Annotated in this window: 26 protein-coding genes; 21 read left to right on the plus strand and 5 right to left on the minus strand. The window is 68.3% G+C overall.

What is annotated here, in order from left to right; all coding sequences use genetic code 11:
• Positions 1–12: 12 nt before the first annotated feature.
• Together G579_RS0102705 and G579_RS0102710 are read right to left on the minus strand one after the other, a co-directional pair.
• A complete protein-coding gene (locus G579_RS0102705; protein WP_051180753.1) occupies positions 13–834 on the minus strand; it encodes a lysophospholipid acyltransferase family protein in 822 nt (273 codons plus the stop codon).
• Positions 835–837: 3 nt separating this feature from the next.
• Positions 838–1,605, minus strand: a complete 768-nt coding sequence (locus G579_RS0102710; protein WP_051180754.1) for a GNAT family N-acetyltransferase — start codon at positions 1,603–1,605, stop codon at positions 838–840.
• 68 nt (positions 1,606–1,673) lie between these two features.
• Here G579_RS0102710 and G579_RS15455 point away from each other — a divergent pair, with 68 nt between their 5' ends.
• The 14 genes from G579_RS15455 (at position 1,674) to G579_RS0102780 (ending at position 15,716) form a co-directional block, all read left to right on the plus strand.
• Complete coding sequence (locus tag G579_RS15455; protein WP_211218637.1) at positions 1,674–2,948, plus strand: MFS transporter; 1,275 nt, start codon at positions 1,674–1,676, stop codon at positions 2,946–2,948.
• Between the two features lie 156 nt (positions 2,949–3,104).
• Positions 3,105–4,148 (plus strand): rod shape-determining protein, encoded by a 1,044-nt coding sequence (locus tag G579_RS0102720; RefSeq protein ID WP_038017809.1) that lies wholly within the window; start codon positions 3,105–3,107, stop codon positions 4,146–4,148.
• 54 nt (positions 4,149–4,202) lie between these two features.
• Positions 4,203–5,069 (plus strand): rod shape-determining protein MreC, encoded by an 867-nt coding sequence (gene mreC, locus G579_RS15460; protein WP_051180755.1) that lies wholly within the window; start codon positions 4,203–4,205, stop codon positions 5,067–5,069.
• Entirely contained in the window at positions 5,066–5,536 is a 471-nt protein-coding gene (gene mreD / locus G579_RS0102730) for a rod shape-determining protein MreD (RefSeq protein WP_028988961.1), read from the plus strand. The genes mreC and mreD overlap by 4 nt, the downstream gene beginning before the upstream one ends.
• A gap of 13 nt (positions 5,537–5,549) precedes the next feature.
• Complete coding sequence (mrdA, locus tag G579_RS15465; RefSeq protein WP_051180756.1) at positions 5,550–7,448, plus strand: penicillin-binding protein 2; 1,899 nt, start codon at positions 5,550–5,552, stop codon at positions 7,446–7,448.
• The gene (rodA, locus tag G579_RS0102740) at positions 7,445–8,530 is read left to right on the plus strand and encodes a rod shape-determining protein RodA (protein WP_028988962.1); all 1,086 of its coding nucleotides are present in this window, start codon (positions 7,445–7,447) and stop codon (positions 8,528–8,530) included. The genes mrdA and rodA overlap by 4 nt, the downstream gene beginning before the upstream one ends.
• Positions 8,517–9,734, plus strand: a complete 1,218-nt coding sequence (mltB, locus tag G579_RS15470) for a lytic murein transglycosylase B (protein WP_162142959.1) — start codon at positions 8,517–8,519, stop codon at positions 9,732–9,734. Before rodA ends, mltB begins: the two co-directional genes overlap by 14 nt.
• Before the next feature lie 15 nt (positions 9,735–9,749).
• Entirely contained in the window at positions 9,750–10,610 is an 861-nt protein-coding gene (locus G579_RS19135; protein WP_051180758.1) for a septal ring lytic transglycosylase RlpA family protein, read from the plus strand.
• A 58-nt stretch (positions 10,611–10,668) separates the two neighbouring features.
• Positions 10,669–11,844 carry a D-alanyl-D-alanine carboxypeptidase family protein gene (locus G579_RS0102755; protein WP_051180759.1) on the plus strand — a complete coding sequence of 392 codons (1,176 nt, stop codon included), beginning with the start codon at positions 10,669–10,671 and terminating at the stop codon, positions 11,842–11,844.
• Between the two features lie 21 nt (positions 11,845–11,865).
• A complete protein-coding gene (locus G579_RS0102760) occupies positions 11,866–12,759 on the plus strand; it encodes a D-amino acid aminotransferase (protein WP_211218638.1) in 894 nt (297 codons plus the stop codon).
• Positions 12,756–13,043, plus strand: a complete 288-nt coding sequence (locus G579_RS0102765) for a YbeD family protein (protein WP_038017812.1) — start codon at positions 12,756–12,758, stop codon at positions 13,041–13,043. Before G579_RS0102760 ends, G579_RS0102765 begins: the two co-directional genes overlap by 4 nt.
• Positions 13,044–13,048: 5 nt before the next feature.
• Positions 13,049–13,747 (plus strand): lipoyl(octanoyl) transferase LipB, encoded by a 699-nt coding sequence (lipB, locus tag G579_RS15480; protein WP_051180760.1) that lies wholly within the window; start codon positions 13,049–13,051, stop codon positions 13,745–13,747.
• A 58-nt stretch (positions 13,748–13,805) separates the two neighbouring features.
• Positions 13,806–14,765 (plus strand): lipoyl synthase, encoded by a 960-nt coding sequence (gene lipA, locus G579_RS0102775; RefSeq protein ID WP_038017814.1) that lies wholly within the window; start codon positions 13,806–13,808, stop codon positions 14,763–14,765.
• A gap of 156 nt (positions 14,766–14,921) precedes the next feature.
• Positions 14,922–15,716 (plus strand): YdcF family protein, encoded by a 795-nt coding sequence (locus G579_RS0102780; protein ID WP_038017817.1) that lies wholly within the window; start codon positions 14,922–14,924, stop codon positions 15,714–15,716.
• A gap of 398 nt (positions 15,717–16,114) precedes the next feature.
• On the opposite strand, the gene G579_RS0102785 is transcribed toward G579_RS0102780, so the two are convergent.
• From G579_RS0102785 to G579_RS15490, 3 genes are read right to left on the minus strand one after another with little or no spacing between them, the layout of a single operon-like run.
• Positions 16,115–16,552 (minus strand): hypothetical protein, encoded by a 438-nt coding sequence (locus tag G579_RS0102785; protein WP_038017819.1) that lies wholly within the window; start codon positions 16,550–16,552, stop codon positions 16,115–16,117.
• On the minus strand, positions 16,545–17,219 hold the full coding sequence (gene murU / locus G579_RS15485; RefSeq protein ID WP_051180761.1) for an N-acetylmuramate alpha-1-phosphate uridylyltransferase MurU: 675 nt from the start codon (positions 17,217–17,219) through the stop codon (positions 16,545–16,547). The genes G579_RS0102785 and murU overlap by 8 nt, the downstream gene beginning before the upstream one ends.
• The gene (locus tag G579_RS15490; RefSeq protein ID WP_051180762.1) at positions 17,219–18,262 is read right to left on the minus strand and encodes an aminoglycoside phosphotransferase family protein; all 1,044 of its coding nucleotides are present in this window, start codon (positions 18,260–18,262) and stop codon (positions 17,219–17,221) included. The genes murU and G579_RS15490 overlap by 1 nt, the downstream gene beginning before the upstream one ends.
• An 87-nt stretch (positions 18,263–18,349) precedes the next feature.
• On the opposite strand from G579_RS15490, the gene G579_RS0102800 reads away from it, so the two are divergent.
• The 7 genes from G579_RS0102800 (at position 18,350) to yjgA (ending at position 25,096) form a co-directional block, all read left to right on the plus strand.
• Entirely contained in the window at positions 18,350–20,446 is a 2,097-nt protein-coding gene (locus G579_RS0102800; RefSeq protein WP_028988969.1) for an LPS-assembly protein LptD, read from the plus strand.
• Positions 20,447–20,449: 3 nt separating this feature from the next.
• Positions 20,450–21,877 carry a peptidylprolyl isomerase gene (locus G579_RS0102805; RefSeq protein ID WP_081662544.1) on the plus strand — a complete coding sequence of 476 codons (1,428 nt, stop codon included), beginning with the start codon at positions 20,450–20,452 and terminating at the stop codon, positions 21,875–21,877.
• Positions 21,878–21,882: 5 nt separating this feature from the next.
• Positions 21,883–22,149 carry an RNA-binding S4 domain-containing protein gene (locus G579_RS0102810; RefSeq protein WP_028988971.1) on the plus strand — a complete coding sequence of 89 codons (267 nt, stop codon included), beginning with the start codon at positions 21,883–21,885 and terminating at the stop codon, positions 22,147–22,149.
• Between the two features lie 4 nt (positions 22,150–22,153).
• Entirely contained in the window at positions 22,154–23,158 is a 1,005-nt protein-coding gene (gene pdxA / locus G579_RS0102815; protein WP_028988972.1) for a 4-hydroxythreonine-4-phosphate dehydrogenase PdxA, read from the plus strand.
• The gene (rsmA, locus tag G579_RS0102820) at positions 23,155–23,952 is read left to right on the plus strand and encodes a 16S rRNA (adenine(1518)-N(6)/adenine(1519)-N(6))-dimethyltransferase RsmA (protein ID WP_028988973.1); all 798 of its coding nucleotides are present in this window, start codon (positions 23,155–23,157) and stop codon (positions 23,950–23,952) included. The genes pdxA and rsmA overlap by 4 nt, the downstream gene beginning before the upstream one ends.
• 111 nt (positions 23,953–24,063) lie before the next feature.
• The gene (locus tag G579_RS0102825; RefSeq protein WP_028988974.1) at positions 24,064–24,528 is read left to right on the plus strand and encodes a YbjN domain-containing protein; all 465 of its coding nucleotides are present in this window, start codon (positions 24,064–24,066) and stop codon (positions 24,526–24,528) included.
• A gap of 16 nt (positions 24,529–24,544) precedes the next feature.
• Complete coding sequence (yjgA, locus tag G579_RS15495; RefSeq protein ID WP_051180764.1) at positions 24,545–25,096, plus strand: ribosome biogenesis factor YjgA; 552 nt, start codon at positions 24,545–24,547, stop codon at positions 25,094–25,096.
• Positions 25,097–25,116 lie beyond the last annotated feature (20 nt).

Consider the following 25,116-nt stretch of genomic DNA (forward strand, 5'->3'; position numbering starts at 1 on the left):
CTGGGGCGGTGTTCAGGCCGGCGGCAGCGCCGCGCTCACCGCCGCGCGGGCCCGCTCGGCCAGTTCGCGGCGCGTGCCCTGCGGAGGCAGTGCTTCGCCGTAGCGCAGCTGCGCCACGATGCGCGGCTCGGCCAAGAGGCGCCACAGGTGGGGCAGCAGGGTGTCGTCGCCCACGAAGGCGGTCCGGGGATGGGGGCGGCTGCGGTCGCGCGGGCTGGCGTAGTGGATGGCGATGGGCTGCACCGGGCAGGCGGCGCGCAGGCCGGCCTCGAAAAGGGCGGCATGGAAGGATCGCACCTGGCCGCCGCGGGTGGTGGTGCCCTCGGGAAAGCAGAGCACGGCATCGCCGGCGGCCAGGGCCTGCGCCACCGCTTCAATGGCCGGCAGGCTGCCGTGGGTCCGCTCGCGCTCGATGAAGAGCGTGTGCATGAGGCGGGCGAACCAGCCGAAGAGCGGCCACTGCGCCACTTCTGCCTTGGACAGGAAGCGCAGCGGCCGCACCGCGGCGAGGCAGAGGATGTCCAGATAGGAAATGTGATTGGCGACCGCCAGGTGCGCCGTGCCGAGCGGCTGTCCATGCACCTCGAGGCGGATGCGCAAAATGCGCAGCAGGCGCCGGCACCACCAGGCCATGATCCCGGCCGCCTGTGGAAACGCCAGCCGGCCCCGCCGCAGACGCCAGTGCAGCACCAGCGCAATGGGCAAGGAGAGCAGCAGGTGCAGGAAGAGCAGGCCCAGGCGCCAAGTGCGGCGGCCGCCGCGGGCCAGGAGGCTGGCCAGACGGGGCAGGCGCCGCCGGCCCGTCCCGGGCGTCAGGACCAGGGAGCCGTCCACGGCTCAGCCGCCGCAGAAGTGGCGCTGGTAGCGCGGGGCGATGCGGCTCGCCGGCAGCCACATGAAGAAATCCGCGCTGTGGAAGGCGGGGTCCCAGGCGGGCGCGCCGCCGATCAGCGCGCCGGCGCGAAGGTAACCCTTGAGCAGCGGCGGCAGGGTCGCGGGCGTGGCGCTGGCGGCCGGGTCGAAGTGCGGCAGCGGGCGCCGCGGGAAGACGCGCTGTTCCGCCGGCGTGAGGTGGCGCGCCGCCAACTGGGCGTAGAGCGCGCCCACCTGGGCGCCCGATTCGTTGGGCACGCTGGCGCAGCCCATGACGAAATCGATGCGCTGGCGCTGCATGATGGCGGCCAGGCCGGACCAGAGCAGGGCGATGGTGGCGCCGTTGCGGTAGTCGGGGTGCACGCAGGAGCGGCCGAGCTCCAGGATGCGCACCGGCAAGGCACGGATGCGGGCGAGGTCGAATTCGGTCTCGGCGTAGTAGCAGCCCACGTGCCGGACCTGCTCGGGCAGCAGCATGCGGTAGGTGCCGACGATCCGGCCGCTGTCCTCGTCGCGCACCAGCAGGTGTTCGCAGAAAGGATCGTACTCGTCCTCGTCGAGGCCGGGCCGGCGTCCGGCCACCTGGGCGCCGAATGCCTCGGCGAAGACCCGGTAGCGCAGGCGCTGGGCCGCTTCCACCTCGTCGGCATGGCGGGCCGTGAAGACGCGCAGGCGCGGGGCGGCGTTCTGCGCGTGCGGGATTGGGATTGGCTGCGGCATCGTGCGGCTCATGCGGTCTCCTCGTGCAAATGCGTACCGGAGACCGTGCCAGAGGCGTGTGACCGCCGCATGACAGCTCCGTGAATTTTTTGTTGCAGGCGCGGGCGGCGGCGTCCGATCCGGCCCTGCGTCAGGCTTCCAAGGAGTCGGCCATGCGCACGCGACTGCCACGCACCGTAGTGATCCTCGGTCTGGTCAGCTTCTTCAACGATTTGGCCTCGGAGATGGTGGTGCCGCTCATCCCGCTCTTGCTGGTCAGCGGCCTGCAGGGCGGTCCCGTGGCCCTGGGCCTGATCGAGGGAGTGGCGGAGGCGGTGGCCAGCTGGCTCAAGCTGTGGTCCGGGCGCCGGTCCGATTGGCTGGGCGGGCGGCGCAAGGGGCTGGCCCTGGCCGGCTATGGCCTGTCCAATCTGGTGCGGCCCCTCTTCGGGCTGGCGGGCGCATGGCCGGTGCTGCTGCTCTTGCGCAGCGCCGACCGGGTCGGCAAGGGGTTGCGCAGCGCGCCGCGCGACGCGCTGGTGGCGGACAGCGCGCCGCCGCAGATCATGGGCTATGCCTACGGCTACCATCGCGCCCTGGACAATGGCGGGGCCGTGCTGGGCAGCCTGGCCGCGGCGGCGGTGATCTACTGGGCGGCCCTGCCGCTGCCGCAGGTCATCGCCCTGTCGGCGCTGCCCGGCCTCCTGGCCGTCCTGCTGCTGGCCTTCGGCATCCGGGAAACGGCCAGGGCATCGCAGCAGGCGGCGCGGCCGCCCATCCCGAAGCTGCGCTGGTCCTGCCTGTCGCGGCCGATGCGCCGCTATCTGCTCATCCTGGGCTTTTTCACCTTGGCGCGCGCTTCGGAGACCTTCATCCTCCTGCGCGCCCACGAGCTGGGCCTCGGTGTGGTCGCCGCCCTGCTGCTGTGGGCGCTGCTCAACTTCGCCAAGGCCGCCACCGGCCAATGGGGCGGCGGCCTGGCGGACCGCTGGGGCCGGCCGCCGGTGATGCTGCTGGGCTGGGCCGCCTTCGCCCTGAGCTTCCTGGCCTTCGGCCAGGTGCAGCAAGCCTGGAGCCTCTGCTTGACAACCTTGCTCTATGGTCTATTTACCGGTATGAGCGAAGGCGCGGAGCGCGCTTTGGTCAGTGATTTCGCCCGCGAGAGCGAGCGCGGCACCGCCTTCGGCTGGTACCACCTGATGACCGGCGTCGCGGCCATTCCGGCCGGCCTGCTTTTCGGACTGGTCTGGCAGGCGCGCGGCGCGCCGGCGGCCTTCAGTTTGGCGGGTGTGCTGGCGGCCCTGGCTGCCATCCTGTTCTGGCTGCACCTGTCTGGCCCGGCCAGCCGGGTCGCGGTTCGGCGGGGCGGCCTCTGACGCGCCGCTTTTCAGACGGTGCGATCCCTGGTTTTCATCCAAGCGAAAGCGCGCTAAATCCTTTGCTCCGCAATGCGTTGCGGTAGTTGAACGGGGCGAGGTGCACTGATAGAGTATGTCAAGTTTTTGTCAGCCTTCCGGACTTCCTAATCTCCCATGATCTTCAATCGACTCCTCGGACTTTTCTCCAGCGACCTTGCCATTGATCTCGGTACGGCCAACACCCTCATCTACGTTCGCGGCAAGGGCATCGTGGTGTCCGAACCCTCCGTCGTCGCCATCCGCACCGGGCATGGCAACAACGGCAAGCGCATCCAGGCGGTTGGCGAAGACGCCAAGAAGATGCTGGGCCGCACGCCCGCGAACATTACCGCCATCCGGCCCATGAAAGACGGCGTGATCGCCGACTTTCAGGTCACCGAGGCCATGCTCAAATACTTCATCAAGAAGGTCCATCAGCAGCGCTTTCTGCGCCCGAGCCCGCGCATCATCATTTGCGTGCCCTACGGCGCCACCCAGGTGGAGCGCCGCGCCATCCGCGAGTCCGCCCAGAGCGCCGGCGCTCGCGAGGTGCATCTGATCGAGGAACCCATGGCGGCGGCCATCGGCGCCGGCCTGCCGGTCGCGGAGGCAACCGGCTCCATGGTGGTGGACATCGGCGGCGGCACCACCGAGGTCGGCGTCATCGCCCTGGGCGGCGTAGTCTACTCGCAGAGCGTGCGCGTTGGCGGCGACAAGCTGGACGAGGCCATCATCAACTACATCCGCCGCCATTACGGCATGCTCATCGGCGAGGCGACGGCGGAACTGATCAAGCAGACCATCGGCTGCGCCTACCCGAGCACCGAGGTCATGGAGATCGAGGTGCGCGGGCGCAATCTGGCGGAAGGCATTCCCCGCAGCTTCCGCATCTCCAGCAACGAGGTGCTGGAGGCCCTGTCCGATCCGCTGTCGGCCATCGTTGGCGCTATCAAGATCGCCCTCGAGCAGGCGCCGCCGGAGCTGGGCGCGGACATCGCGGAGCGCGGCATGGTGCTCACGGGCGGCGGCGCGCTGCTGCGCGACATCGACAAGCTGATTGCCGAGGAAACCCGCCTGCCGGTGGTGATCGCCGACGATCCGCTGACCTGCGTGGCGCGCGGCGGCGGCCGCGCCCTGGAGGAGATGGAACACCTGGGTGATGTCTTCGCCGACGAATGACCGGGGTGCGGGCGCCTCGCCGGGACAGAGGTGTGATTGATCCACAGGGTTTCCATGTCTCAGTATTCCTCGACGCGCCCTTTTCTGCTGGCCAAGCTGATTCTCTTCCTGGCCTTGGCGCTGCTCCTGTTGGTGGTGGATCAGCGCGAACAGGCGCCCGAACGCGGCTGGCTCTTGACCTTGGTCTACCCGGTTCAGGCCCTCGGCCGCGCCCCTGAAAATCTCTGGTTCAATCTGCAGGACTACCTGCGCACCCGCAGCGCCCTGCAAGCCGAAAACGCCCGCCTGCAGCGGGAAATGGCCCGGATGCGGCCGCATCTGCTCAGGCTTATGGCCCTGGAGCAGGAAAACAAGCGCCTGCTCACTTTGCTCGGTGCCGCGCAGCGCACGCCCGGGCGGACTCTGCTGGCCCGCGTCGTCGGCGCCAGCAGCGATCCTTCCAGCCATGTGATCACCATCGACCGGGGCAGCCGCGACGGCGTCTTTGCCGGGCAGGCTGCCATGGCTGCCAGCGGCGTGGTGGGTCAGGTGGTACGCGTCGGCCCCGTCAGCAGCCAAGTGACCCTGCTGACCGATCCCGGCCAAAGTCTGCCGGCGCAGGTCCTGCGGACCCGCAAAAACGTGCTGGTCAACGGCAATGGGGATCCCTTGAAGCTGAGCATCCCGTTTTTGCCGCACAACGCCGACATTCGCGTCGGCGACGTGCTGCTGACCTCGGGACTGGGTGGCCTCTTTCCCAAGGGACTGCCCGTCGGCCGGGTGGTCTCCATCGACCGCGGCTCCGGACGGGTCTTCGCCGATGCGGCCGTTCTGCCCTGGGTCAAGATGGACCGCCTGGAAGAGATTTTGCTGCTGTGGCCCCCCGCGGAACCGGCGGCAGGGAGCCGCAGTGATCTTGCAGCGGGACAGGCGCCGCAGTGAACTATCTGGTCATTCCCCTGACGCTCCTGGCGGCCCTGATGCTGGACAGCGTGCCATTGCCGGCGGCGGTTGCCCAGTTCCGCCCCGATTTCGCGACCTTGCTGCTGATCTATTGGATCCTGGCCACGCCGCGCCTGGTCGGCATCGGCAGCGCCTGGGTGGTGGGCGTGCTCCAGGACGTGCTCGGCGGCGGCTGGCTCGGCCTGCACGCCCTGGCCAAGAGCGCCATTGCCTACATAACCCTGCGTCTGCAACTGCAGATCCAGATCTTTCCGCCCTGGCAGCAGATGGTCATCGTCCTGTTCCTGGCCTACCTGGATCACGCCATCGTGTGGCTGATCCACAGCGCCGTGGAGCCTACGCCCCTGCAGCGGGCCGACTTCCTGCGGCCGCTGACCAGCGCCTTGTTCTGGCCGCTGGTCTATCTGACCGCGACCAAGCTGCGTCAATGGGCGCAGCTGGCCTGAGCGGGAGGCCCCGATGAACATCAAGGACGAGAAAAGCCTGCGGATGTTCAGCGTGCGCACCGCCCAGGCCTTCGCCGGCATCGTGCTGCTGGCCTTGGCCCTGGTCGCCCGGTTGGCCTATCTGCAGGTCTACCAGCACGAGCATTACAGCACGTTGTCCAAGCAGAACCGCATCGCCGTGGTGCCCATTCCGCCGACCCGTGGCCTGATCCTCGATCGCAAGGGGCGGGTGCTGGCGGAGAGTCGGCCCATGTACACCCTGGAAGTGGTGACGGAGCGGGTGGGCGACCGCAAGGCGACCTTGGACCGCCTGCGCCGGATCCTGCCCATCACCGATGACGATCTGAAGGCGTTCGAGCGGGATCTGAAGCGCAAGCGGCCCTTCGAGGGCGTGGTGCTGCGTCGCGACCTGAGCGACGAGGAGGTGGCCACCTTCGCCGTGCACCGGCACCAGTTCCCCGGCGTGGAGATCAACGCCCGGCTGCGCCGGGTCTACACCAACGGCCCGCTGGCGGCGCATCTGCTGGGCTACGTGGGCCGCATCAACAGCCAGGATCTCAGCAAGATCGACCCGAACAACTACGCGGGCCTGGACTACATCGGCAAGGATGGGGTGGAAAAGGCCTACGAAGCGCTGCTGCGCGGCCGTGCCGGCTACAAGCAGGTGGAAATCAACTCCCATGGCCGCATCATCCGCGATCTGGAGTCGGTGCCGGCGGTGCCCGGAGAAAACCTCACCCTGAGCATCGATCTGGATCTGCAGCGGGTGGCGGAGGCGGCCATGGGCAACCAGCAGGGCGCGGTGGTGGCCATGGATCCGCAGACCGGCGAAGTGCTCGCCTTGGCCAGCCTGCCCGGCTTCGATCCCAACTGGTTCGTGGACGGCATCAGCCAGGGGCTCTGGAAGAGCCTGCAGGGGGATCCCTACACGCCGATGACCAATCGTTTCCTGCGCGGCCTCTTCCCGCCCGGCTCCACCCTGAAACCTTTCGTGGCCGCGGCGGGTCTGAAAGCGGGGGTCATCACGCCCGAGCAGACGGTGTACTGCCCCGGCTTCTTCCGCCTGCCCGGCAAGAGCCACAAGTATTACTGCTGGAAGCGGACCGGGCACGGCAGTGAGGATGTGCGCACCGCCATTGCCCAGTCCTGCGACGTCTATTTTTACACCACTGCCATGAACCTGGGCATCCAGCGCATGCACGACGAGCTTAGCTTTTTCGGCTTTGGCGAGAAAACGGGAATTGATTTGTTCGGAGAAAAAGCAGGCGTGCTGCCGTCGCCGGCTTGGAAGAAGCGGCGCTTCAAGCAGATCTGGTATCCGGGGGAAACGGTGATCGCCGGCATCGGCCAGGGCTACGTGCTGACCACGCCTCTGCAGCTGGCGCGGGCGACCGCCATCGTCGCCAACGGCGGCGTGCCGGTCCACCCACGGGTCGGCCTGTATTCGACGGATTCGGTGAGCGGCCGGCGACAGTCCCTGCTGGCGCCGCGCGGGACGCCGATCCCCTTCAGCGCCCGGGAGCTGAGCGTGGTACGCGAAGGCATGCACCTGGTGGTCACCGGCGGCACGGCCACCAACATCAACCACGGTCCGGTCAGCATCGCCGGCAAGACCGGCACGGCGCAGGTCGCCCGGGTGCAGCGCGATGCCAGCGGCCGCGCCCTGAACAGCAGCCAGGAGCACCTGCGCGACCACGCCCTGTTCATCGCCTATGCGCCGGCTGAGGCGCCGCGCATCGCCGTGGCGGTCATCGTCGAGCACGGTGCCCACGGCAATACGGCCGCCGCTCCCGTGGCCCGGGCGGTCATCGATGCCTATCTGGCGCCACAGGCGGCGCCGGTGCTGACCGCGGCCACGGCATCGGGCCAGCCGGCGGCCGCGGCGCCCGCCAGCGCTGGAGGTGACGAATGATTCGGGTGCGCAGCTTCTTCGGCAGTCTCGATCTCGGGCTGGTCGCGCTCGTGCTGATGTTGATGGTGATCAGCCTGCTGTCCCTTTACAGCGCCTCGGGCAAGGACGCGGGCGTGGTCGTGCAGCAGTTGATCCGCTACGGCCTGAGCCTGGCGGTCATCCTGGTGATCGCTCGCATTCCGCCGCGGCTCCTCTATGCCTGGGCACCGTATTTGTATTTCGGCACGCTTGTTCTATTGATCATGGTAGCCCTGGCCGGCGAGATCCGGCTGGGCGCCCGCCGTTGGCTCGACCTCGGCTTTTTCAGTTTTCAGCCGTCCGAACTCATGAAAATCGCGCTGCCTATGTTCCTGGCCCGCTATTACGCCCAGGAAAACGCCCCGCTGGCCGTCAAGCCGGTGCTGGCCGGGCTCGTCATCATCGCCGTGCCCTTTCTGCTCGTGCTGCGCCAGCCGGACCTGGGCACCGCCACGCTCATCGCCTCGGCCGGCTTCTTCGTGCTGTGGCTGGCGGGCACGCCCATGCGCTGGTTCCTGGGCATGGGTGCGGCGCTGGCGGCCAGCGCGCCCGTCCTCTGGCATTTCCTGCACGATTACCAGCGTCAGCGCATTCTGACCCTGCTCGATCCCCAGGCCGATCCGCTGGGCGCGGGCTACCACATCATCCAGAGCATGATCGCCATCGGTTCCGGCGGCAGTCTGGGCAAGGGCTGGCTGCAGGGCACCCAGGCGCACCTGGACTTCATCCCGGAAAGCCACACCGACTTCATCTTCGCCGTATTCGCCGAGGAGTTCGGCCTGCTCGGCGAGATCGTGCTGCTGTCCCTGTACCTGCTCGTCATCGGCCGCGGCCTGATCATCGCCTTCGAAAACCGTGATCCCTTCGCCCGCCTGCTGGCCGGCGCCTTGAGCCTGACGCTGTTCATCTACGTCTTCGCCAACATGGGTATGACCTCGGGCATTCTGCCCGTGGTGGGCGTGCCGCTGCCCTTCATCAGTTACGGCGGCACTTCCATGCTGACCCTGATGACCGCGCTGGGCATCCTGATGTCCGTGCACGCGCATCGCCGTGTCCATTCGTAAGGAGTTTCTGTTGATCCGCATTCGTCATGTCGTTTCGCCCGTGGCCCTGGTGGGCCTGCTGTACCTCGGCGGCTGCGCCGGCACGCCGGTCGCGCCCGAAAGCGGGGCCACGCCTCCCCAGCAGCCCGCGGCCTCCGCGGTAGTGACCCCGCCGCCGGCTGCCCCGACGCCGACGGCACCGCAGGCCCAGCCGCCTTCGGCAAGCGTTGCCGAGCCGCCGGCCGCTGCCCGAGCCGTGCAGGCGCCGGCGCTGGACGAGGCGCAGCGGGCCAAGCTCGCCGCTTTGATCGAGGAGCTGGTGTCGCGCCATGCCTACGATCCGAACCAACTGGAAGCCCTGTTCCAGGGCTTCGCCGTGGATCAGAGCGTCATCCGGCTCATGACCAAGCCCGCGGAGGCCATGCCCTGGCATCGCTATCGCAGGATCTTCATCACCCCCAGCCGCATTGCGGCTGGCAACGCCTTCTGGCGCAAGCATGAACGACTGCTGAATCAGGTCAGCCAGACCTATCAGGTGCCGCCCGAGCTGATCCTGGCGATCCTCGGCATCGAGACCTTCTACGGCAAGAACGTGGGCACGTATCCGGTGCTCGAGGCCAACGCCTCGCTGTTCCTGGGCTATCCGCGCCGTTCCGATTTCTTCCGGCAGCAGCTGGTGGATTTCCTGCTGCTCAGCCGCCAGGAGGGGCTGGATCCTTGGAATACCAAGGGCTCCTACGCTGGCGCCATGGGCATGTCCCAGTTCATCAGCAGCAGCTACCGGGCCTATGCCGTGGACGGCGACGGCGATGGCCGGCGCGATCTGTGGAGCTCGATCCCCGATATCACCGCCTCGGTGGCCAACTATTTCAAGGTCCACGGCTGGCGCTTGGGACAGCCCGTCGCCATTCCGGCCCAGCTGACGCCCGATGCCCAACCGCAGCCGTTTTTGAGCAACGACCTGCGTCCGCGCTATACTCTGGAGCAGCTGGCGGGCGCCGGCATCACCCCAATGGTTGACATGGAGGGGTCTTTGGGTGCTCAATTGCCGGTGTCGTTACTAAAACTCGATGGAACCGACGGACCCGAGTACTTCATCACCTTTCACAACTTCTACGTGATCACCCGCTACAACCGCAGCCCGCTCTACGCCATGGCCGCGGTGGAAATGATGCAGAACCTCCAGCAGCCGGGTGAGGAGTTTGACAGAAGCCTGTCAAAATAACAGTGGAGGACAAGGATGATTGCCAAATCAGAGCGCGTCGGAAGCTGGTGGTATCTTGCCTTTGCCTTTCTGCTCCTGGTGGGCAGCAACACCGCGACGGTCAGAACCGCGGAAGCCGCCTCAAAGCTGGAACGGATCTCCAAGGAAGCCTCCTCGAAACTGAAAAAGCTCTCGCGCACCGCCGCCTACTACGCTCACGGCGTGGCGTCATATTACGGCAAGGCTTTCCACGGCCGCCGCACTGCCTCCGGGGATCTTTTCGACATGCATGCCCTGACCGCCGCGCATAAGACCCTGCCGCTGAACTCCCTGGTGCGCGTGACCAACCTGGAAAATGGCCTGTCCGTCATCGTCAAGATCACCGACCGCGGTCCCTTCCACAAGAATCGCCTGATCGATTTGTCCTACGCCGCGGCCAAGGAACTGAAAATGGTCAAGCGCGGGGTGGCCAAGGTGGAAATCGCGCCGGTGCGCACCCCCGACATGGCGAAAAAAGATGATGTGCCGCTGCTGACGCCCATGCTGGCCGCCTTGGAGGGGCGCACCCCGCCGCAGCTTTACGTGGGCCTCGGGGAACTGGGCAGCGAGGAGGCGGCCCGCCGCCTGCAGGCGCAGCTGCGGGACGCCAATATCGGTCCGGTAAGCATCAAGCCGCTGCGCGAGGAGGGCAAGGTGCATTACGCCGTCCGCCTCGGTCCGCTGGACACCATCGCGGATGCGGACATGTGGATGGACCGGCTGGCCGCCCAAGGCCTGAAGGATCTCAGCATCATCATGGATGACCGCGCGCCGCTGGCCGAGCCGGATGCCATGCTCGCCAAAACGCGCACCTCCCCCCTCGAAACCCTGGCCCAGCAAGCAGGCGATTATCCGTAGATCATTTGTTTCGGCTGTATCCATCCCCTAGTACATCGTGGTAATAGAAAAGGTTTTTATGCGTCGCGCTGCCCAATTCGCTTCCCTGCTGCCGTTTTACCTCCTGCTCGTTGCCGTCCTGCTGCTGCCCCGCTGGGCTTCGGCCGAATCCGTGCCCCTGACGGTACCCATTCCCGGCCCGCCCAGCGTGGGCGCCAAGTCGTACATGCTGATGGATTACACCTCCGGGCAGGCCATCGCCGCCCGCAACGAGCATGAGCGGGTGGAGCCCGCCAGCCTGACCAAGCTGATGAGCGCCTACGTGGTCTTCAACGAACTCAAGAAGGGCACCCTGAAGCTGGACGAGACGGTGCGGGTCAGCACCAAGGCCTGGCGCACGGGCGGCTCGCGCATGTTCATCCAGCCGGACGTGCCGGTGAAGGTGTCCGACCTGATCCAGGGCATGATCGTGGTATCCGGCAACGATGCCACGGTGGCGCTGGCCGAGCGGGTGGCCGGCACCGAGGAGGCCTTCGTCGATCTGATGAACGCCTACGCCCGCCAATTGGGCATGCGCAACACCCATTTCGCCAATGCAGACGGGCTGCCGGTGGCCAATCACTACACCAGCGCCTATGACCTGGCCCTGCTGGCGCGCGCCATCATCCGCGACTTTCCCCAGTACTTCCACTGGTATTCGCAGAAATCCTACAGCTACAACAACATCACCCAGCCCAACCGCAACCTGCTGCTGTACTGGGATCCCACTGTGGACGGCATGAAGACGGGCTTTACCGACAAAGCCCAATACTGCCTGGTGTCCACGGCCAAGCGCGGGCAGATGCGCCTGATCAGCATCGTGCTGGGTGCCGACAGCCCCAAGTCCCGGGCGCAGCAGTCCCAATCGCTGCTCAACTACGGCTTCCGTTTCTACGAGAGCCGCAAGATCTACAGTGCTCGCCAGCCCCTGAGCACGCTGCGCGTGTGGAAGGGCGATCCCAAGGAGGTGCAGGTCGGGCCGGCTCAGGACGTCTACGCCATCATCCCCTCCGGCCGGGCCAAGCAGGTGCGCGCCAGCCTGCAGCTGAATCCCAAGCCGGTGCCGCCCATCAAGCGCGGGCAAGCGCTGGGCCAGATCACCGTGCGCGTGGGCGACAAGGTGGTGACCCGCGTGCCGGCCGTGGCCTTGCAGCCGGTGGAGGAGGCGGGCCTGATCGGCCGCACCATCGACACCATCCGCATGAAGCTCGACTGACCGTGTCGGATGACCGCGATCATGTGGCCCTTTGAAGACCCCGCCGCGCACGGGCTGACCGTTTACCTCAACGGCGAGTTCATGCCGCTGCCCGAGGCGCGCATCTCGCCGCTGGATCGCGGCTTCGTCTTCGCCGACGGCGTGTACGAGGTCATTCCCGCCTACGGCGGGCGGCTGCTGCGCCTGGGCGAGCACCTGCAGCGCCTGGAGAACAGCCTGGCCGGCATCCGCATCGACAATCCGCTCGATCGGCCGGCCTGGACTGCCATGCTGGAGGACTTGCTGGCCCGCAACGGCGGCGGCGATCGCAGCATCTACCTGCAGGTGACGCGCGGGCCGGCCTTCCCGCGCGACCATGCTTTCCCCGAGCAGCCGCGGCCCACGGTCTTTGCCATGAGCACGCCGCTGCGGCCGCTGGATCCGGCGCTGCGCGCCAGCGGCGTGCCGGCCATCAGCCACGAGGATATCCGCTGGGACCGCTGCGACCTCAAGACCATCGCCCTGCTTCCCGCCGTGCTCATGAAGCAGTTGGCCAAGGAGCGCGGCGCCTTTGAAACCATTCTCGTGCGCAATGGTCTGGTACTGGAGGGGGCGGCCAGCAACGTCTTCGCCGTCATGGACGGCGTGCTGGTCACCCCGCCCAAGGGGCCTTTCCTGCTGCCGGGCATCACCCGGGATCTGGTCCTGGAGCTGGCGGCGGAGCACGGCTTTCCCTGGCGCGAGGCGGATCTGCCGGCGGCGGCGCTCGACCGGGCGGACGAGCTGTGGGTCACCAGCTCGACGCGCGAGATCGTGCCGGTGACCTCCCTGGACGGCCGCGCCGTGGGTGCCGGACGGCCCGGCCCCGTCTATGCGCGCTTCTACGGCTGGTATCAGGAAAAACTGGCGCAATTGCGCTCGGGAACCGCACGATGAACGGCAATGGCAACGGGGAAGAGCAGGCGGAGTCGCTGCTCAAGTTCCCCGACACCTATCACATCAAGGCCATGGGCCGCAACGAGGGCGATCTGCTGGCCCGGGTGCGGGCGCTGGTGGCGGCCCACGCGCCGGATCTGCCCGACGAGGCCTTTGCCTGCCGGGCAAGCCGCGACGGCAACTATCTCTCGGTGACCTGCACCTTGGTGGCGGAGAGCCGCGAGCAACTGGACGCCATCTATCGCGCCTTGTCCACGGACGAGGCCATCATGCTGGTGCTCTAGCGGCCGTGACCGGTCGGCAGGACAGTGCCGCGCAGGCGCGCGACGGGCAACGAGCCCTCCGGCTGCGCCGCTTTGCGACGCTGCAGGACTACGGCGAGACCCTGGCGGCCATGCAGGCCTTCACCTTGGCGCGCGCCAGCGACACGTCCGACGAATGCTGGCTGCTGCAGCATCCGCCAGTCTATACCCTGGGCCTGAACGGCAAGACTGAACATATCCTGGCGCCTGGGGAAATCCCGGTGTTGCGCACCGACCGCGGCGGCCAGGTGACTTATCATGGCCCCGGCCAGTGGGTGGCCTATCTGCTGCTGGATCTGCGCCGCCAAGGCATCGGCGTGCGCCAGCTGGTGCACCTGCTGGAGCAGTCGGTCATTGATCTTTTGGCCGAGGGCGGCGTGCCGGCGGAGCGCCGGCACGATGCACCCGGCGTGTACGTGGACGGCGCCAAAATCGCCTCGCTGGGCCTGCGCATCCGCAGCGGCTGCAGCTATCACGGCCTGGCCCTGAACACAGCCATGGACCTCGCCCCCTTCGGCCGCATCAATCCCTGCGGCTATCAGGGCCTGGCGGTGACCCAGGTCAGGGACCTGCTGCCCGGCTGGGAGGCGGAGAGGGTCGCCTTAGGCCTGTTGCGGCACCTGGGCCGGGTGCTCGGCCGTCCGATGCAGGAGGTGGAAGGTGAAACGCGACCACGTGAAACGTGAGTCGAAAAAGCCTACCATGCAAGCATCACGAATCACTTTCACTGTCCACGGTCCCGCCATGTCTGATCCGAATTCCGAACTCCCCGTGCAAGCGCCCAAGCCCGGCAAGGGTGCGGCCAAGACCGCGCGCATCCCCATTCCCGTGGTGCCGGCCGCCACGCGCCTGCCCAAGCCCCAGTGGCTGCGGGTGCGCTCCACCAATGATCCCGAGGTGGCGCGCCTGAAGGGCATTCTGCGCGAGGCCGGGCTGCACACGGTCTGCGAGGAGGCTTCCTGCCCGAACATCGGCGAGTGCTTCGGCGGCGGCACCGCGACTTTCATGATCCTCGGCGACATCTGCACCCGGCGCTGCCCCTTCTGCGACGTGGCCCACGGCAAGCCGCAGCCGCCCGACCCGGCGGAGCCGCTGCATCTGGCGCAGACCATCGTGCGCATGGGCCTGCGCTTCGCCGTCATCACCTCGGTGGACCGCGACGACCTGCGCGACGGCGGCGCCGGGCACTTCGCCGCCGTGATCCACGCGGTGCGGGCGCACAGTCCGCAGACCGGGATCGAAATCCTGGTGCCCGACTTCCGCGGGCGCCTGGAGCGGGCCCTGGACGTCCTGGCGCAGACTGCGCCGGACGTCTTCAACCACAACCTGGAGACGGTGCCGCGCCTGTACAAGCAGGCCCGGCCCGGCGCCGATTATCACCATAGCCTGCGCCTCTTGGCCGAGTTCAAGGCCCGCTGCCCCGAGGTGCCGACCAAGTCGGGCCTGATGCTGGGCTTGGGCGAGACCCTCGACGAGATCCGCGCGGTCATGCAGGATCTGCGCGCCCACGGCTGCGATCTGCTGACCCTGGGCCAGTACTTGGCTCCTTCGAAGCACCACCTGCCCGTGGCCCGCTATGTCAGTCCGGCCGAGTTCGAGGCGCTGGCCCGCGACGCGGAGGCCATGGGCTTTCGCAACGTGGCCAGCGGGCCGCTGGTGCGCTCTTCGTATCATGCGGAGGCGCAAGCCAGGGGCGGGCAGTAGCCGGTCGCCGTGCAAGACCGATGTGCGGCGGCAATGGAGCAGGCGGATATGAGAGGCAAGCATGGATAAGCCGCTGACTTTCCTGGCACGTCGGCACGGCCGCGCCGCCGGTCAGGCTGTGCCGTCCGCCGCTGTCCGCCCGTGCTGCGTGCCCCGATGACTTACGCCACCCTGCTGACCACTGCCGCCGCCTTTCTGCAGCCGCCGGGCCTGCTGCTGGTGCTGAGCGCGCTGGGCATCGTGCTGGCGCTGCTCGGCATGCGCTTCTGGGCGGCGTCGCTGGTGCTGCTTTCCATGCTGGGGCTTTACGCCCTGTCCATCGGCCCGGTGGCACGCGGCCTGGTGCTGCCGCTGGAGGATGCCTATCCCCCTTTGAATCTGCGTTATTTGCCCCAGCCCAGTCCGCAGGCCATCGTGGTGCTCGCCGGCGGCACGGTGGCCAATGCCCCGGACCGGGGCGGCACGACCCTAAGCGCGCGCACCTTTGCCCGGGTGCGCGCCGCGGCGCAGCTGGCGCGCGCTACCGGGCTGCCCATCGTGGTCAGCGGCGGGCGGCCGCGCTGGGGCGAGGACCCCGAAGCGGAGCTCATGGCCGCCGCGCTGCGTGACGAGTTCCACGTCGACAATCCGATCTGGATGGAGGACAAGGCCTTCAATACCGCCCAGAATGCCAGCCGCACCATGGATCTCCTGGAGCGGCACGGCATCCGGCGCATCTATCTGGTGACCTCCGCCCTGCACATGCCCCGCGCCATGGAATGGTTCCAGCACGTGGAGTTCCAGGTGGTGCCGGTACCCACCGACTATCGCCTGGACCGCGGCGTGAAGACCAGTTGGACTCAGTGGCTGCCCCGCGCCGGTTATCTGAGCGTCACCAGCGAGGCGCTGCACGAGTACGTGGGGCGCTGGTGGAAGTGGCTGCGGGAGCAGGCGGCGGATCCGGAGATATAGATGTCGGGTGCCGAGTGGCAGCTTGGGGCTCAGCCCGGCCGCCAAGCCTAGTGCGTCGGCCGCCCCGCTGCCGCCACCGGCGGTAGGAGCGGGCTGGCTCGCGATCCACTGTGCCGACCAGCGAGCCATCGCGGGCAAGCCTGGGATGCCGGTCCGCCAGGCTTGGCACGGCCCCGCATTCGCCCGGAACACCCTCTCCCTGGGGGAGAAGGCAGGGTGAGGGGGATAGGGCGGGCGCCCAGGCATTACCCTGGGCCGCGCTGTCGCCAGCCGTAGGAGCGGGCTTGCCCGCGATAGTCCGCCGGCTGGCTCCGGTGATCGCGAGCCAACCCGCTCCTACCCTCCCACGAGCCCGCGCGTCCAGCGGCAGCGCTGGCATCGCGCCCGCGCCTCATCACTCAATTCTCGTCGCTTTCCTGATACTGCCTGTCCAGCAGCTCCGCCAGGAACCGGTCGCGCGGGCCGAGGGTCTGGTCGATCTCATGCCGCACGGCCTGCAGGGCCTCCCGGAAGGCGGCCAGGTCGGCGCCGCCTTCCAGACCCTGGGCCGTTTCCTCCAGCTTGGTGAGGGCGTCCAGCAGATTCAGGCTGGAGCCGAGGGCGTTTTTGATCTGCTCGCGGGGGTGGGGGATCCAGCTGCGATCGTTGCAGACGGAGCGCAGCTTCTCGCCGAGATCCAGCACGCGCTTGCGCAGCTTGGGCACCAGGCCGATCTGGCTGCTTTTGAGCTCGCCCCAGACGCTGAGATCCTGCAGGTGCAGCCAGTGCGCATGCAGGCGGGCCTGCCACTCGGCAGGGACGTTGACGGCGTTGCGTACCTCCTCGGGGTCAAACATGCTGTCTCCCTTGTGCATGGACGCGGGCCTGCTCCAGGCGCTCCGGCGTGCCCACGTCGATCCACAGGCCGTCGAAGCGCTCGCCGCTGACCTGGCCGGCGGCGATGGCCTCCAGGAGCAGGGGCGCCAGTGGACGCCGGCCTTCAGGCAGCCTCTCGAAAAGCCGCGGCGAGTAGACGCCGATGCCGGCGTAGGTGAGGCGCTCGCCCTCCAGCGCCAGCCGGCCGTCCGTGCCGAGGGCGAAGTCGCCGCGCGGATGGTGCCCCGGATTGGGCACCAGCACCAAGTGGGCCAGGCCCGGCAATGGCCGGCGCAGGGCAGCCAGCGGATAGTCGGTGTAAATGTCGCCGTTGATCAGCAGGAAGGGCTCCGCGCCCAGCAGGGGCAGGGCCTGGCGGATGCCGCCGGCGGTCTCCAGGGCGCCTTCCGGCTCGCGGCTGTACCGGAGGCGCAGGCCGTAGCGGACGCCGTCGCCGAGGGCGGCGGCGATCTGCTCGCCCAGGTGGGCCAGGTTGATGACCACCTCCGTGAAGCCCGCCTGCGCCAGCCGGCGCAGATGGTGGCCGATCAGGGGCTCCGGCCCGGCGGCCAGCAGCGGCTTGGGAGTGTGATCGGTGAGCGGTCGCATGCGCTCGCCGCGGCCGGCGGCCAGGATCATGGCGCGCATCACGATTTGCCCTCCCCGGGCGCCGGCAGGCGGGCCAGCCAGTCGCTGAAGGCGGCGAAGTCCGGGTCCGTCGCCGCGGCCGTGCGCACGTAACCCCAGAAGCGCGGAATCATGTCCAGATAGGCGGCCTTGCCGTCGCGATAGTTGAGGCGGGCGAAGATGCCGACAATCTTCAAATTGCGCTGCAGGCCCATGCGCTGCAGCTGCAGCCGGAAGCGGGCATCGTCGCCCACCGGCAGGCCGGCCTTGCGCGCCAGGTCGAGGTAGTCCTGGATGCGGGCGTCGAGCCAGTCGGCGGGCCAGTCCCAATAGCGGTCCAGGAGCAGGGAGACGAGATCGTAGCTCAGCGGGCCGAGCACGGCGTCCTGGAAGTCGAGGATGCCCACGTCGCCGTCATCCAGGCACATGAGGTTGCGCGCGTGGTAGTCGCGATGCACCCAGACCTGGGGCTGCTCCAGGGCGTTGCGGATGAGCTTGGCGAAGGTGTTCTCCAGCAGGGCGCGCTCGCTGGCGTCGAGCGCCAGGCCCAGGTGCCGCTGCAGGTACCAGTCGGGAAAGAGGTCCAGCTCCATGCGCAGGCGCTCGACGTCAAAGGGCGGCAGCGGCGGGTGGGCCGCATAGCGGCGCCCGCCCGCCTGCATGCGCACGATGGCGCGGATGGCGGCCTGGTACCAGGCCGCCGCGTCCGCGCCCTGGTCCAAGGCGCCCTTGAGGTCCAGGCTGCCCAGATCCTCCAGCAGCAAAAAGCCCTGCGCCGTGTCCGCCGCCAGGATGCGCGGCGCGCGCAGGCCCAGCTGGCGCAGGCGCCAGGCCATGCGCAGGAAGGGCAGGGTGTCCTCCACCGCCGGCGGCGCGTCCATGATGATGCGCGCCGGCGCTTCCAGGCGCCAGTAGTGGCGCAGGCTGGCGTCGCCGGGAATGGCCCGCAGCCGGGCCGGATCCAGGCCGAGGCCGGCCAGCCAGCGCTGCAGGGCGGCCTGCCGCTGGCCCTGCGCCGGGGCGGGTGAATGCGCCGCACCGGCGGCGGTATGTGAAACTGTCACTCTGTCTTGCTCCTTCGCGCGCAGGTTTGCGCGATCCTGACGATTATGCGATTTTAACGCGACCCTGATCAGACGACATGACCTGCCATGCCCGTGCCCTCCCGCCTGCTCGCCCTCTTGCTCAGCGCCATCGTAACCCAAGTGTACGCCGAGGAGGAGGTCGTTCTCTACGCCGACAAGGTCATCGGCGAGGACCCGGCCCACTGGACCGCCGAGGGCAACGTGGAGGTGCAGTACCAGAACCGCACCCTCTATGCCGACCGCGTGGACTACGACCGCAACCAGAACGAGGTGGTGGCGCGCGGCAACGTCAAGCTGGTGGCGCCCGGGATCGTGACCGAGGCGCCGGAGGCGCGGGTCTGGATCGACCAGGACCGCGGCATCATCCTGTCGCCCCGCTACCAGTTTCCCGAGCGCCAGGGCCAGGGCCAGGCGGAAAAGGCGGAACAGGTGGGCCCGAACCAATACGTGCTCACCCGGGGCGATTACAGCAGCTGCCCCGGCCCGCGCCCGGCTTGGCGCATCAAGGCCCGTAGCATCAAGGTAGACCAGAACAAGGAAAAGATCACGGTGCGCGGCGGGCATCTGGATCTCTTCTCGGTACCGGTGATGTACCTGCCCTACCTGAGCTTTCCCACGGCGGATCGTGCCTCCGGCTTTCTGGCGCCCAGCTTCGGCAACTCGCAAATCAACGGCTTCACCCTGTCGGCGCCCTATTACTGGAACATCGCGCCGAACCGGGATGCCACCATCACGCCGCGCTATCTGAGCGAGCGCGGCCTGCAACTGCAAAACGAGTTCCGCTACCTGGGACAAACCTCGCGCGGCGAGGCGCACCTGGAGGTGCTGCCCGGCGACCGGCTGACCGGTTCCACCGTCTACGCCGGCGATCTGCGCCAGTACAAGCGCTACAGTCCCAACATCAGCAGCGAGCTGGATCTGCGCTACGTCAGCTACCGCAATTACCTGTCCGACTTCGGCGCGGGCCTGGGCTACGGCAATCTGCCCTACCTGAACTCCCGCGCCCAGCTCAATTACACCGGCGATCACCTGCAGGCGGGGGTCGCCCTCAAGGGCTACCAGGAGCTCGCCCAGGTCAGCGACAGCCCCTATCAGCAACTGCCCAACGCCTATGTGAACGGCCGCTGGCCGCTGGGGGGCGGCTTCTACAGCCGGATCCTCGGCGACTTCAACTATTTCACCCGCGAACGCGGCGTCCTCGGCCAACGCCTGCACCTGGTGCCGCGCCTGGGCTGGCGCCTGGAGCGCTCCTACGGCTATCTGGAGCCGGAGGTCGGCACCTACTTCACCCGCTACCAGCTGCAGCGCACCGAGCCGGGGCAGACCGAGAATCCGACCCGCACCCTGCCGTCCCTGGGCCTGAGCGGCGGACTCTTCTTCGAGCGCCGGCTGGGCAGCGGCATGACCCAGACCCTGGAGCCCCATTTCCGCTACCTGTACATTCCCACCGAGGATCAGAGCGACATTCCGCTTTTCGACACGGACGTGCGCCAGCTGACCTATCCGGTGCTCTTCGAGGACAATCTCTTCGCCGGCTCCGATCGCATCAACGGCGCCAACCGCGTGACGCTGGGCCTGAGCAGCAGCCTGCTCTCCGCCGGCAACGGCCGCGAGCTGTTCCGGGCCTCCGTGGGGCAGATCCGCAGCTTCGACGATCGGCAGGTGGATCTCAGCGGCCGGGTGGTGGAGGGCCGGCGCCAGTCCGACTACTTCGCCCTCTTGCGCTGGCAGCCGCGCCAGGACGTGCGCCTCTTCACCGACGCTCAGCTCAATCCCGACGACCGGCGCCTGGAGCGCTTCAACCTGGGTGCCCAGTATCAGCCCGGCGTCGGCCGCGTGCTCAACCTGAGCTACCGCTATACCCGCGATTTCATCGACCAGGTGGCCGTGTCGGGGCAATGGCCGCTGGGCGGACGCTGGCAGGCCACCGGCAGCTACCGCTACAACCTGCGCGAAAGCAGCCCCTTGGAGCACCTGGTGGGGCTGGGCTATGATGGCGGCTGCTGGGCGACGCGGCTCATGGTCTACGAGCTGCTGCGCCTCGGCGGCGAGCGCAACAACGCCATCTATTTCCAGATTCTCTTGCGCGGGTTGACCAGCGTGGGCAATCAGCCCACCGCCACCCTGCGCCAGCTGATCCCCGGCGCCCAAATGGAGTATTGAAGCATGCCACTGCTGTCAAGAAATCGCCTGTTGCGGACCCTGTGCCTGTCTCTGGGACTCGGTGCCAGCCTGGCTGGCGCCGCTCAGGCGGCGGAACCCTTCGTGGACCGGAACACGCGCATCGCCCCCGCCGATGGGCCGGCACCGGCGGCCGCCGCGGCTGTCCCGGCCGCCGCGCCCACGCCGTCTGCCTCGGCCGCCAGCGCACGGCCCCTGGATCGCGTGGTCGCGGTGGTGAACAAGGACATCATCACCGACACCGAGCTGGAGGACCGGGTGGCCATCATCGCCGATCGCCTCAGGGCCCAGAACCCCGGCCAGCAGCTGCCCATGGACGTGTTGCGCCGGCAGGTGCTCGACCGCATGATCCTGGAGCGCATCCAGCTGCAGCTGGCCGAGCGCACCGGCATCCGCGTCGACGAGGGCGCCGTGGATCAGGCGGTGGAAAACATCGCCCGGCAGAACAACCTGAGCGTCGAGCAACTGCGCGGCGCCCTGGAGCAGCAGGGCAAGTCCTTCGCCCAGTTCCGCCAGGAGCTGAAGGATCAGATCATACTGTCGCGCCTGGCCCGTCGGGAAGTGGAGGGGCGGGTGACGGTCAGCGCCGACGAGGAGAACACCTTCGTCAAGCAGGCCGGCCAGCAGTGGGGCAACACCTACGACCTGCAGCACATCCTGGTGATCATCCCGGAAAATGCCAGCCCGGCCCAGGTGGCGGAAAAGCAGGCCCGGGCCGAGGCGATTCGCGCCCGGCTGCTGCAGGGCGCCGACTTCGACCAGACCGCCATCACCGAGAGCGACGGCCAGAACGCCCTGCAGGGCGGCCGCATGGGCGTCAAGCGCGCCGGCGAACTGCCGCCGGACTTCGTCAAAGCCCTCGATGCCATGCAGGTGGGGCAGATCAGTCCGGTGCTGCGCAGCAGCGGCGGCTTTCACATTTTCAAGCTGCTGGACAAGAAGGCCGGCCAGCCGACCGTGCCCGAGATCCACGCCCGGCACATCCTGATCCAGGCGCGCACGCCGGCGCAACTGGCGCAGGCGCAGCAGGAGATCGCCTCCATCGAGCGGCAGCTGCGCGCCGGCAAGGACTTCGCCACCCTGGCCCGGGAATACAGCCAGGACCCCGGCTCCGCCGCCAAGGGCGGCGATCTCGGCTGGGTCGCGCCAGGCCAGATGGTGCCCGAGTTCGAGAGCGCCCTTTTCGCCCTGAAGCCCGGCGAGATCAGCGGACCGGTGCGCAGCGCCTTCGGCCTGCACCTGATCCAGGCGCTGGAAGTGCGGGAGAAGGAGATCTCCGACAAGGACATCAAGCAGGCCGCCCGCAACCAGATCTTCAACCGCAAGAGCCAGGAGCGCATGGAGCAATGGCTGCGGGAGCTGCGCGAGGAGGCCTACGTCAAGATCATGGATCCCACGCTGCAGGGGCGCTGATCCCCGTGCGCCTGGACCTCTTCCTCAAGGCCACGCGCCTGATCAAGCGCCGGACCCTGGCCAAGGAGGTCTGCGATGCCGGTTGCGCGCAGCTGAACGGCCGGCCGGCCAAAGCAGGGGATGCGGTCAAGCCCGGCGACCGGCTCGTGCTGGATCTCGCCCAACGGCGCATCGAGGCGCGGGTGCTGGCCCTGCCGCCCAAGCAGCCGGGCAAGGGCGACATGGCCGAGTTCGTGGAGATCCTGCAGGTGGTGGACAAGCGTGGGGAATGAGGGAATGCACGTGGCGCGCTTGGCGCTGACCGTGGGCGAGCCGGCCGGCATCGGGCCGGACATCTGTCTGGAGCTGGCGCGCCGCCCGGTGCCCGCGGCGCTGGTGGCCATCGGCGACCTGGACTGCCTGCGGGTACGCGCCGCGCGCCTGGGCTGGCCCATGGTGCTGCGTCCCTGGGACGGCGAGACGCCGCTGGGCGCGCACCAGCCCGGCCAGCTATTCGTGCTGCACACCCCGCTGGCCGCGCCCTGCCGTCCCGGCCAGCTCAATCCGGCCAACAGTCCCGCGGTCCTGCAAACCCTGGACCGCGCCGTGCACCTGGCCCAGGCGGGGCTGGTGGACGCCATCGTCACCGCGCCGGTGCACAAGGGCGTCATCAACGACGCCGGCGTGTCCTTCACCGGCCACACCGAATACCTGGCCGAGCGCACCGGCGTGGAGCGCGTGGTGATGCTGCTGGCTGGCCGCGGCCTGCGGGTGGCGCTCGCCACCACCCATCTGCCCCTGTCCCGGGTGGCGGCGGCCCTGAACCGCGAGGACCTGCAGCAGACCCTGCGCATCCTGCATCGCGCCCTGCGCCAGGATTTCGGCATCCTCGATCCGCGCATCCTGGTGGCCGGCCTCAACCCCCATGCCGGCGAGGGCGGCCACCTGGGCCGCGAGGAGATCGAGGTCATCGAGCCCGCCTTGCAGGCGCTGCGGCGCGAAGGGCTGCGCCTCAAGGGCCCGCTGCCCGCGGACACGCTCTTCACCCCGCGCTTCCTGGAGGAAGCGGACGCGGTGCTGGCCATGTACCATGACCAGGGCCTGCCCGTGCTGAAGTACCATGCCTTCGGCGAGGCGGTGAACATCACCCTCGGCCTGCCCATCATCCGCACCAGCGTGGACCACGGCACCGCCCTGGAGTTGGCGGCCACCGGCCGGGCGGAGTCCAGCAGCCTGGCCGCCGCCGTGGAAACGGCCATCGAGATGGTGCGCAGCCGGCGCTTGCAAGGCCTGCTGCCGTGAACGGCCATCGTCCGCGCAAGCGCTTCGGCCAGCATTTCCTCACCAGCCGGACGGTCATTCAGGCCCTGGTCGAAGCCATCGCCCCGCGTGCCGACGATCCCATGGTCGAGATCGGCCCGGGCCTCGGCGCCCTGACCCGCGCCCTGCTGCCGCATTTGCGCGCGCTGCACGTGGTCGAGCTGGACCGCGATCTGATCTCCGGCCTGGAGACCCTGGCCGCCCAGGGGCCGGCGCAATTGCTCATCCATCAGGGCGACGCCCTGCGCTTCGATTTTGCCGACCTGGCACGGCAATTGGGGCGCCCCCTGCGCGTGGTCGGCAACCTGCCCTACAACATCTCCACGCCGCTGATCTTCCATCTGCTGGAGGCCGGGCCGCAGATCGCGGACATGCACTTCATGCTGCAAAAAGAAGTGGTGGACCGCCTGGCGGCCGCGCCCGGCGGCAAGGACTACGGCCGCCTGTCGGTCATGGTGCAGGCCTACTGCCAAGTCGCCCCGCTGTTTCACGTCCCGCCCGGCGCCTTCAACCCGCCGCCCAAGGTGGACTCCGCGGTCGTCCGCCTGCTGCCCTTGACCCAGCCCCTCGTGCCGCCCGAGCGGCGTGCCGGCTTCGCCCGCCTGGTGGCGGCGGCCTTCGCCCAGCGCCGCAAGACCCTGGCCAACACCCTGAAAGGGCTGCTCGATCCCGAGGCCATCCGTGCCTGCGGCGTGGACCCGGGCGCGCGGGCCGAGACGCTGGCTGTCGCCGACTTCGTGCGCCTGGCCGCGGCGCTGCACAACCGGGGCGCGTGACGTCGCTGCGCCGCAAATGTGCGATAATGGACGCATCCAGGCGGCCTTGGCCCGCCACAAGCGCACGCGTTGGCGCTGATTCGGGACAACATTGACAAGGAGAAGCGTGCCATGAATCTGATCGATCCCGTTGCCCGATTTTTCGAAAGCATGGGTTGGGAAGCGAACAAGCTGGAAAAAGTCCCTGTGATCACCAGCGGACTGCAGCTGCCCAATGGCGAGGTGGACATCTACATTCATGCCCACGAAGACACCGGCCGGCTGCTGGTCTACGTGCGTCCCAAGGGGCTGGAGGTGCCGCCCGACCAGATGCGCCACGTGGCCGAATACCTGACGCGCGCCAACTATGGCCTGCCTTTGGGCAATTTCGAGATGGACATGCAGGACGGCGAGATCAACTTCAAGAACAGCCTGGAGTTGGTCAATTGCGAACTGAGCCCGGAAATGGTGCGGCCGCTGGTGATCGTCGGCGTGGAAACGGTGAACCATTATCTGCCCGGCCTGCGCCAAGTGATCGAGGGCGAGGCCACCCCCGCCCAGGCCATCGCCGCCATCGAAGTCGGCACGGCGCATTAGCGGAAGCGGGTCTGCCATGGCGCACGACGACCACGAAGCCGACGCCGCGGAATTTTCCGTCAGCCGCAGCCAGCGCAAGCGGGACGCCAGGGCGCGCGAGGCCCTGGGCGAGGCGCTGGCCCAGCTTCCCCCGGCCCGGCGCGCCGGTCTGCCGTTGCCCGAAGACCTGCAAAAAGCCCTGCGCGACCTGGATCGCTTCCCCGAGCGCGGCGCCCACAAGCGTCAGCTCAAGTACGTGGGGCGCCTGATGCGCGAAATGGAGGACCAGCACTTCGACGCCATCGCCCAGGCCCTGGCGCAGCAGCGTCAGGGCGAGCGCCAGGCCACCGCCGCCTTCCACGCCCTGGAGCGCTGGCGCGACCGCCTGCTCGACGAGGGCGCCCCCGCCGTGGAGGCTTGGTGCGACCGCTACCCGCAGACCGACCGGGCCCAGCTGGAAGCCCTGCTCGTCCGCGCCCGCGAGGCCGATCGCCGCACGCCGCCCGATCCGGCCCCCAGGCGGCAGCTGTTTCGGGAGTTGCGGGGATGGATGGCCGGGACTCCGCTAGGGGAGACTGGAAGAGAGTGAGCGGACAGCTGTTGCCGCTT

Source organism: Thermithiobacillus tepidarius DSM 3134 (assembly GCF_000423825.1).
Taxonomy (GTDB): Bacteria; Pseudomonadota; Gammaproteobacteria; order Acidithiobacillales; family Thermithiobacillaceae; genus Thermithiobacillus; species Thermithiobacillus tepidarius.

Bases quoted from the DNA above. Each gene is read 5' to 3' on its own strand.
- rodA (WP_028988962.1), top strand. From the start codon at position 7,445: ATGATTCGGGTGCGCAGCTTCTTCGGCAGTCTCGATCTCGGGCTGGTC.
- mrdA (WP_051180756.1), top strand. From the start codon at position 5,550: ATGAACATCAAGGACGAGAAAAGCCTGCGGATGTTCAGCGTGCGCACC.
- G579_RS0102800 (WP_028988969.1), top strand. From the start codon at position 18,350: ATGCCCGTGCCCTCCCGCCTGCTCGCCCTCTTGCTCAGCGCCATCGTA.
- murU (WP_051180761.1), bottom strand. From the start codon at position 17,219: ATGCGCGCCATGATCCTGGCCGCCGGCCGCGGCGAGCGCATGCGACCG.
- G579_RS0102720 (WP_038017809.1), top strand. From the start codon at position 3,105: ATGATCTTCAATCGACTCCTCGGACTTTTCTCCAGCGACCTTGCCATT.
- mreC (WP_051180755.1), top strand. From the start codon at position 4,203: ATGTCTCAGTATTCCTCGACGCGCCCTTTTCTGCTGGCCAAGCTGATT.
- G579_RS0102780 (WP_038017817.1), top strand. From the start codon at position 14,922: ATGACTTACGCCACCCTGCTGACCACTGCCGCCGCCTTTCTGCAGCCG.
- G579_RS0102765 (WP_038017812.1), top strand. From the start codon at position 12,756: ATGAACGGCAATGGCAACGGGGAAGAGCAGGCGGAGTCGCTGCTCAAG.
- pdxA (WP_028988972.1), top strand. From the start codon at position 22,154: ATGCACGTGGCGCGCTTGGCGCTGACCGTGGGCGAGCCGGCCGGCATC.
- G579_RS0102755 (WP_051180759.1), top strand. From the start codon at position 10,669: ATGCGTCGCGCTGCCCAATTCGCTTCCCTGCTGCCGTTTTACCTCCTG.
- lipA (WP_038017814.1), top strand. From the start codon at position 13,806: ATGTCTGATCCGAATTCCGAACTCCCCGTGCAAGCGCCCAAGCCCGGC.
- G579_RS0102825 (WP_028988974.1), top strand. From the start codon at position 24,064: ATGAATCTGATCGATCCCGTTGCCCGATTTTTCGAAAGCATGGGTTGG.
- yjgA (WP_051180764.1), top strand. From the start codon at position 24,545: ATGGCGCACGACGACCACGAAGCCGACGCCGCGGAATTTTCCGTCAGC.
- G579_RS0102805 (WP_081662544.1), top strand. From the start codon at position 20,450: ATGCCACTGCTGTCAAGAAATCGCCTGTTGCGGACCCTGTGCCTGTCT.
- G579_RS0102760 (WP_211218638.1), top strand. From the start codon at position 11,866: ATGTGGCCCTTTGAAGACCCCGCCGCGCACGGGCTGACCGTTTACCTC.
- G579_RS0102785 (WP_038017819.1), bottom strand. From the start codon at position 16,552: ATGTTTGACCCCGAGGAGGTACGCAACGCCGTCAACGTCCCTGCCGAG.
- G579_RS19135 (WP_051180758.1), top strand. From the start codon at position 9,750: ATGATTGCCAAATCAGAGCGCGTCGGAAGCTGGTGGTATCTTGCCTTT.
- G579_RS0102710 (WP_051180754.1), bottom strand. From the start codon at position 1,605: ATGAGCCGCACGATGCCGCAGCCAATCCCAATCCCGCACGCGCAGAAC.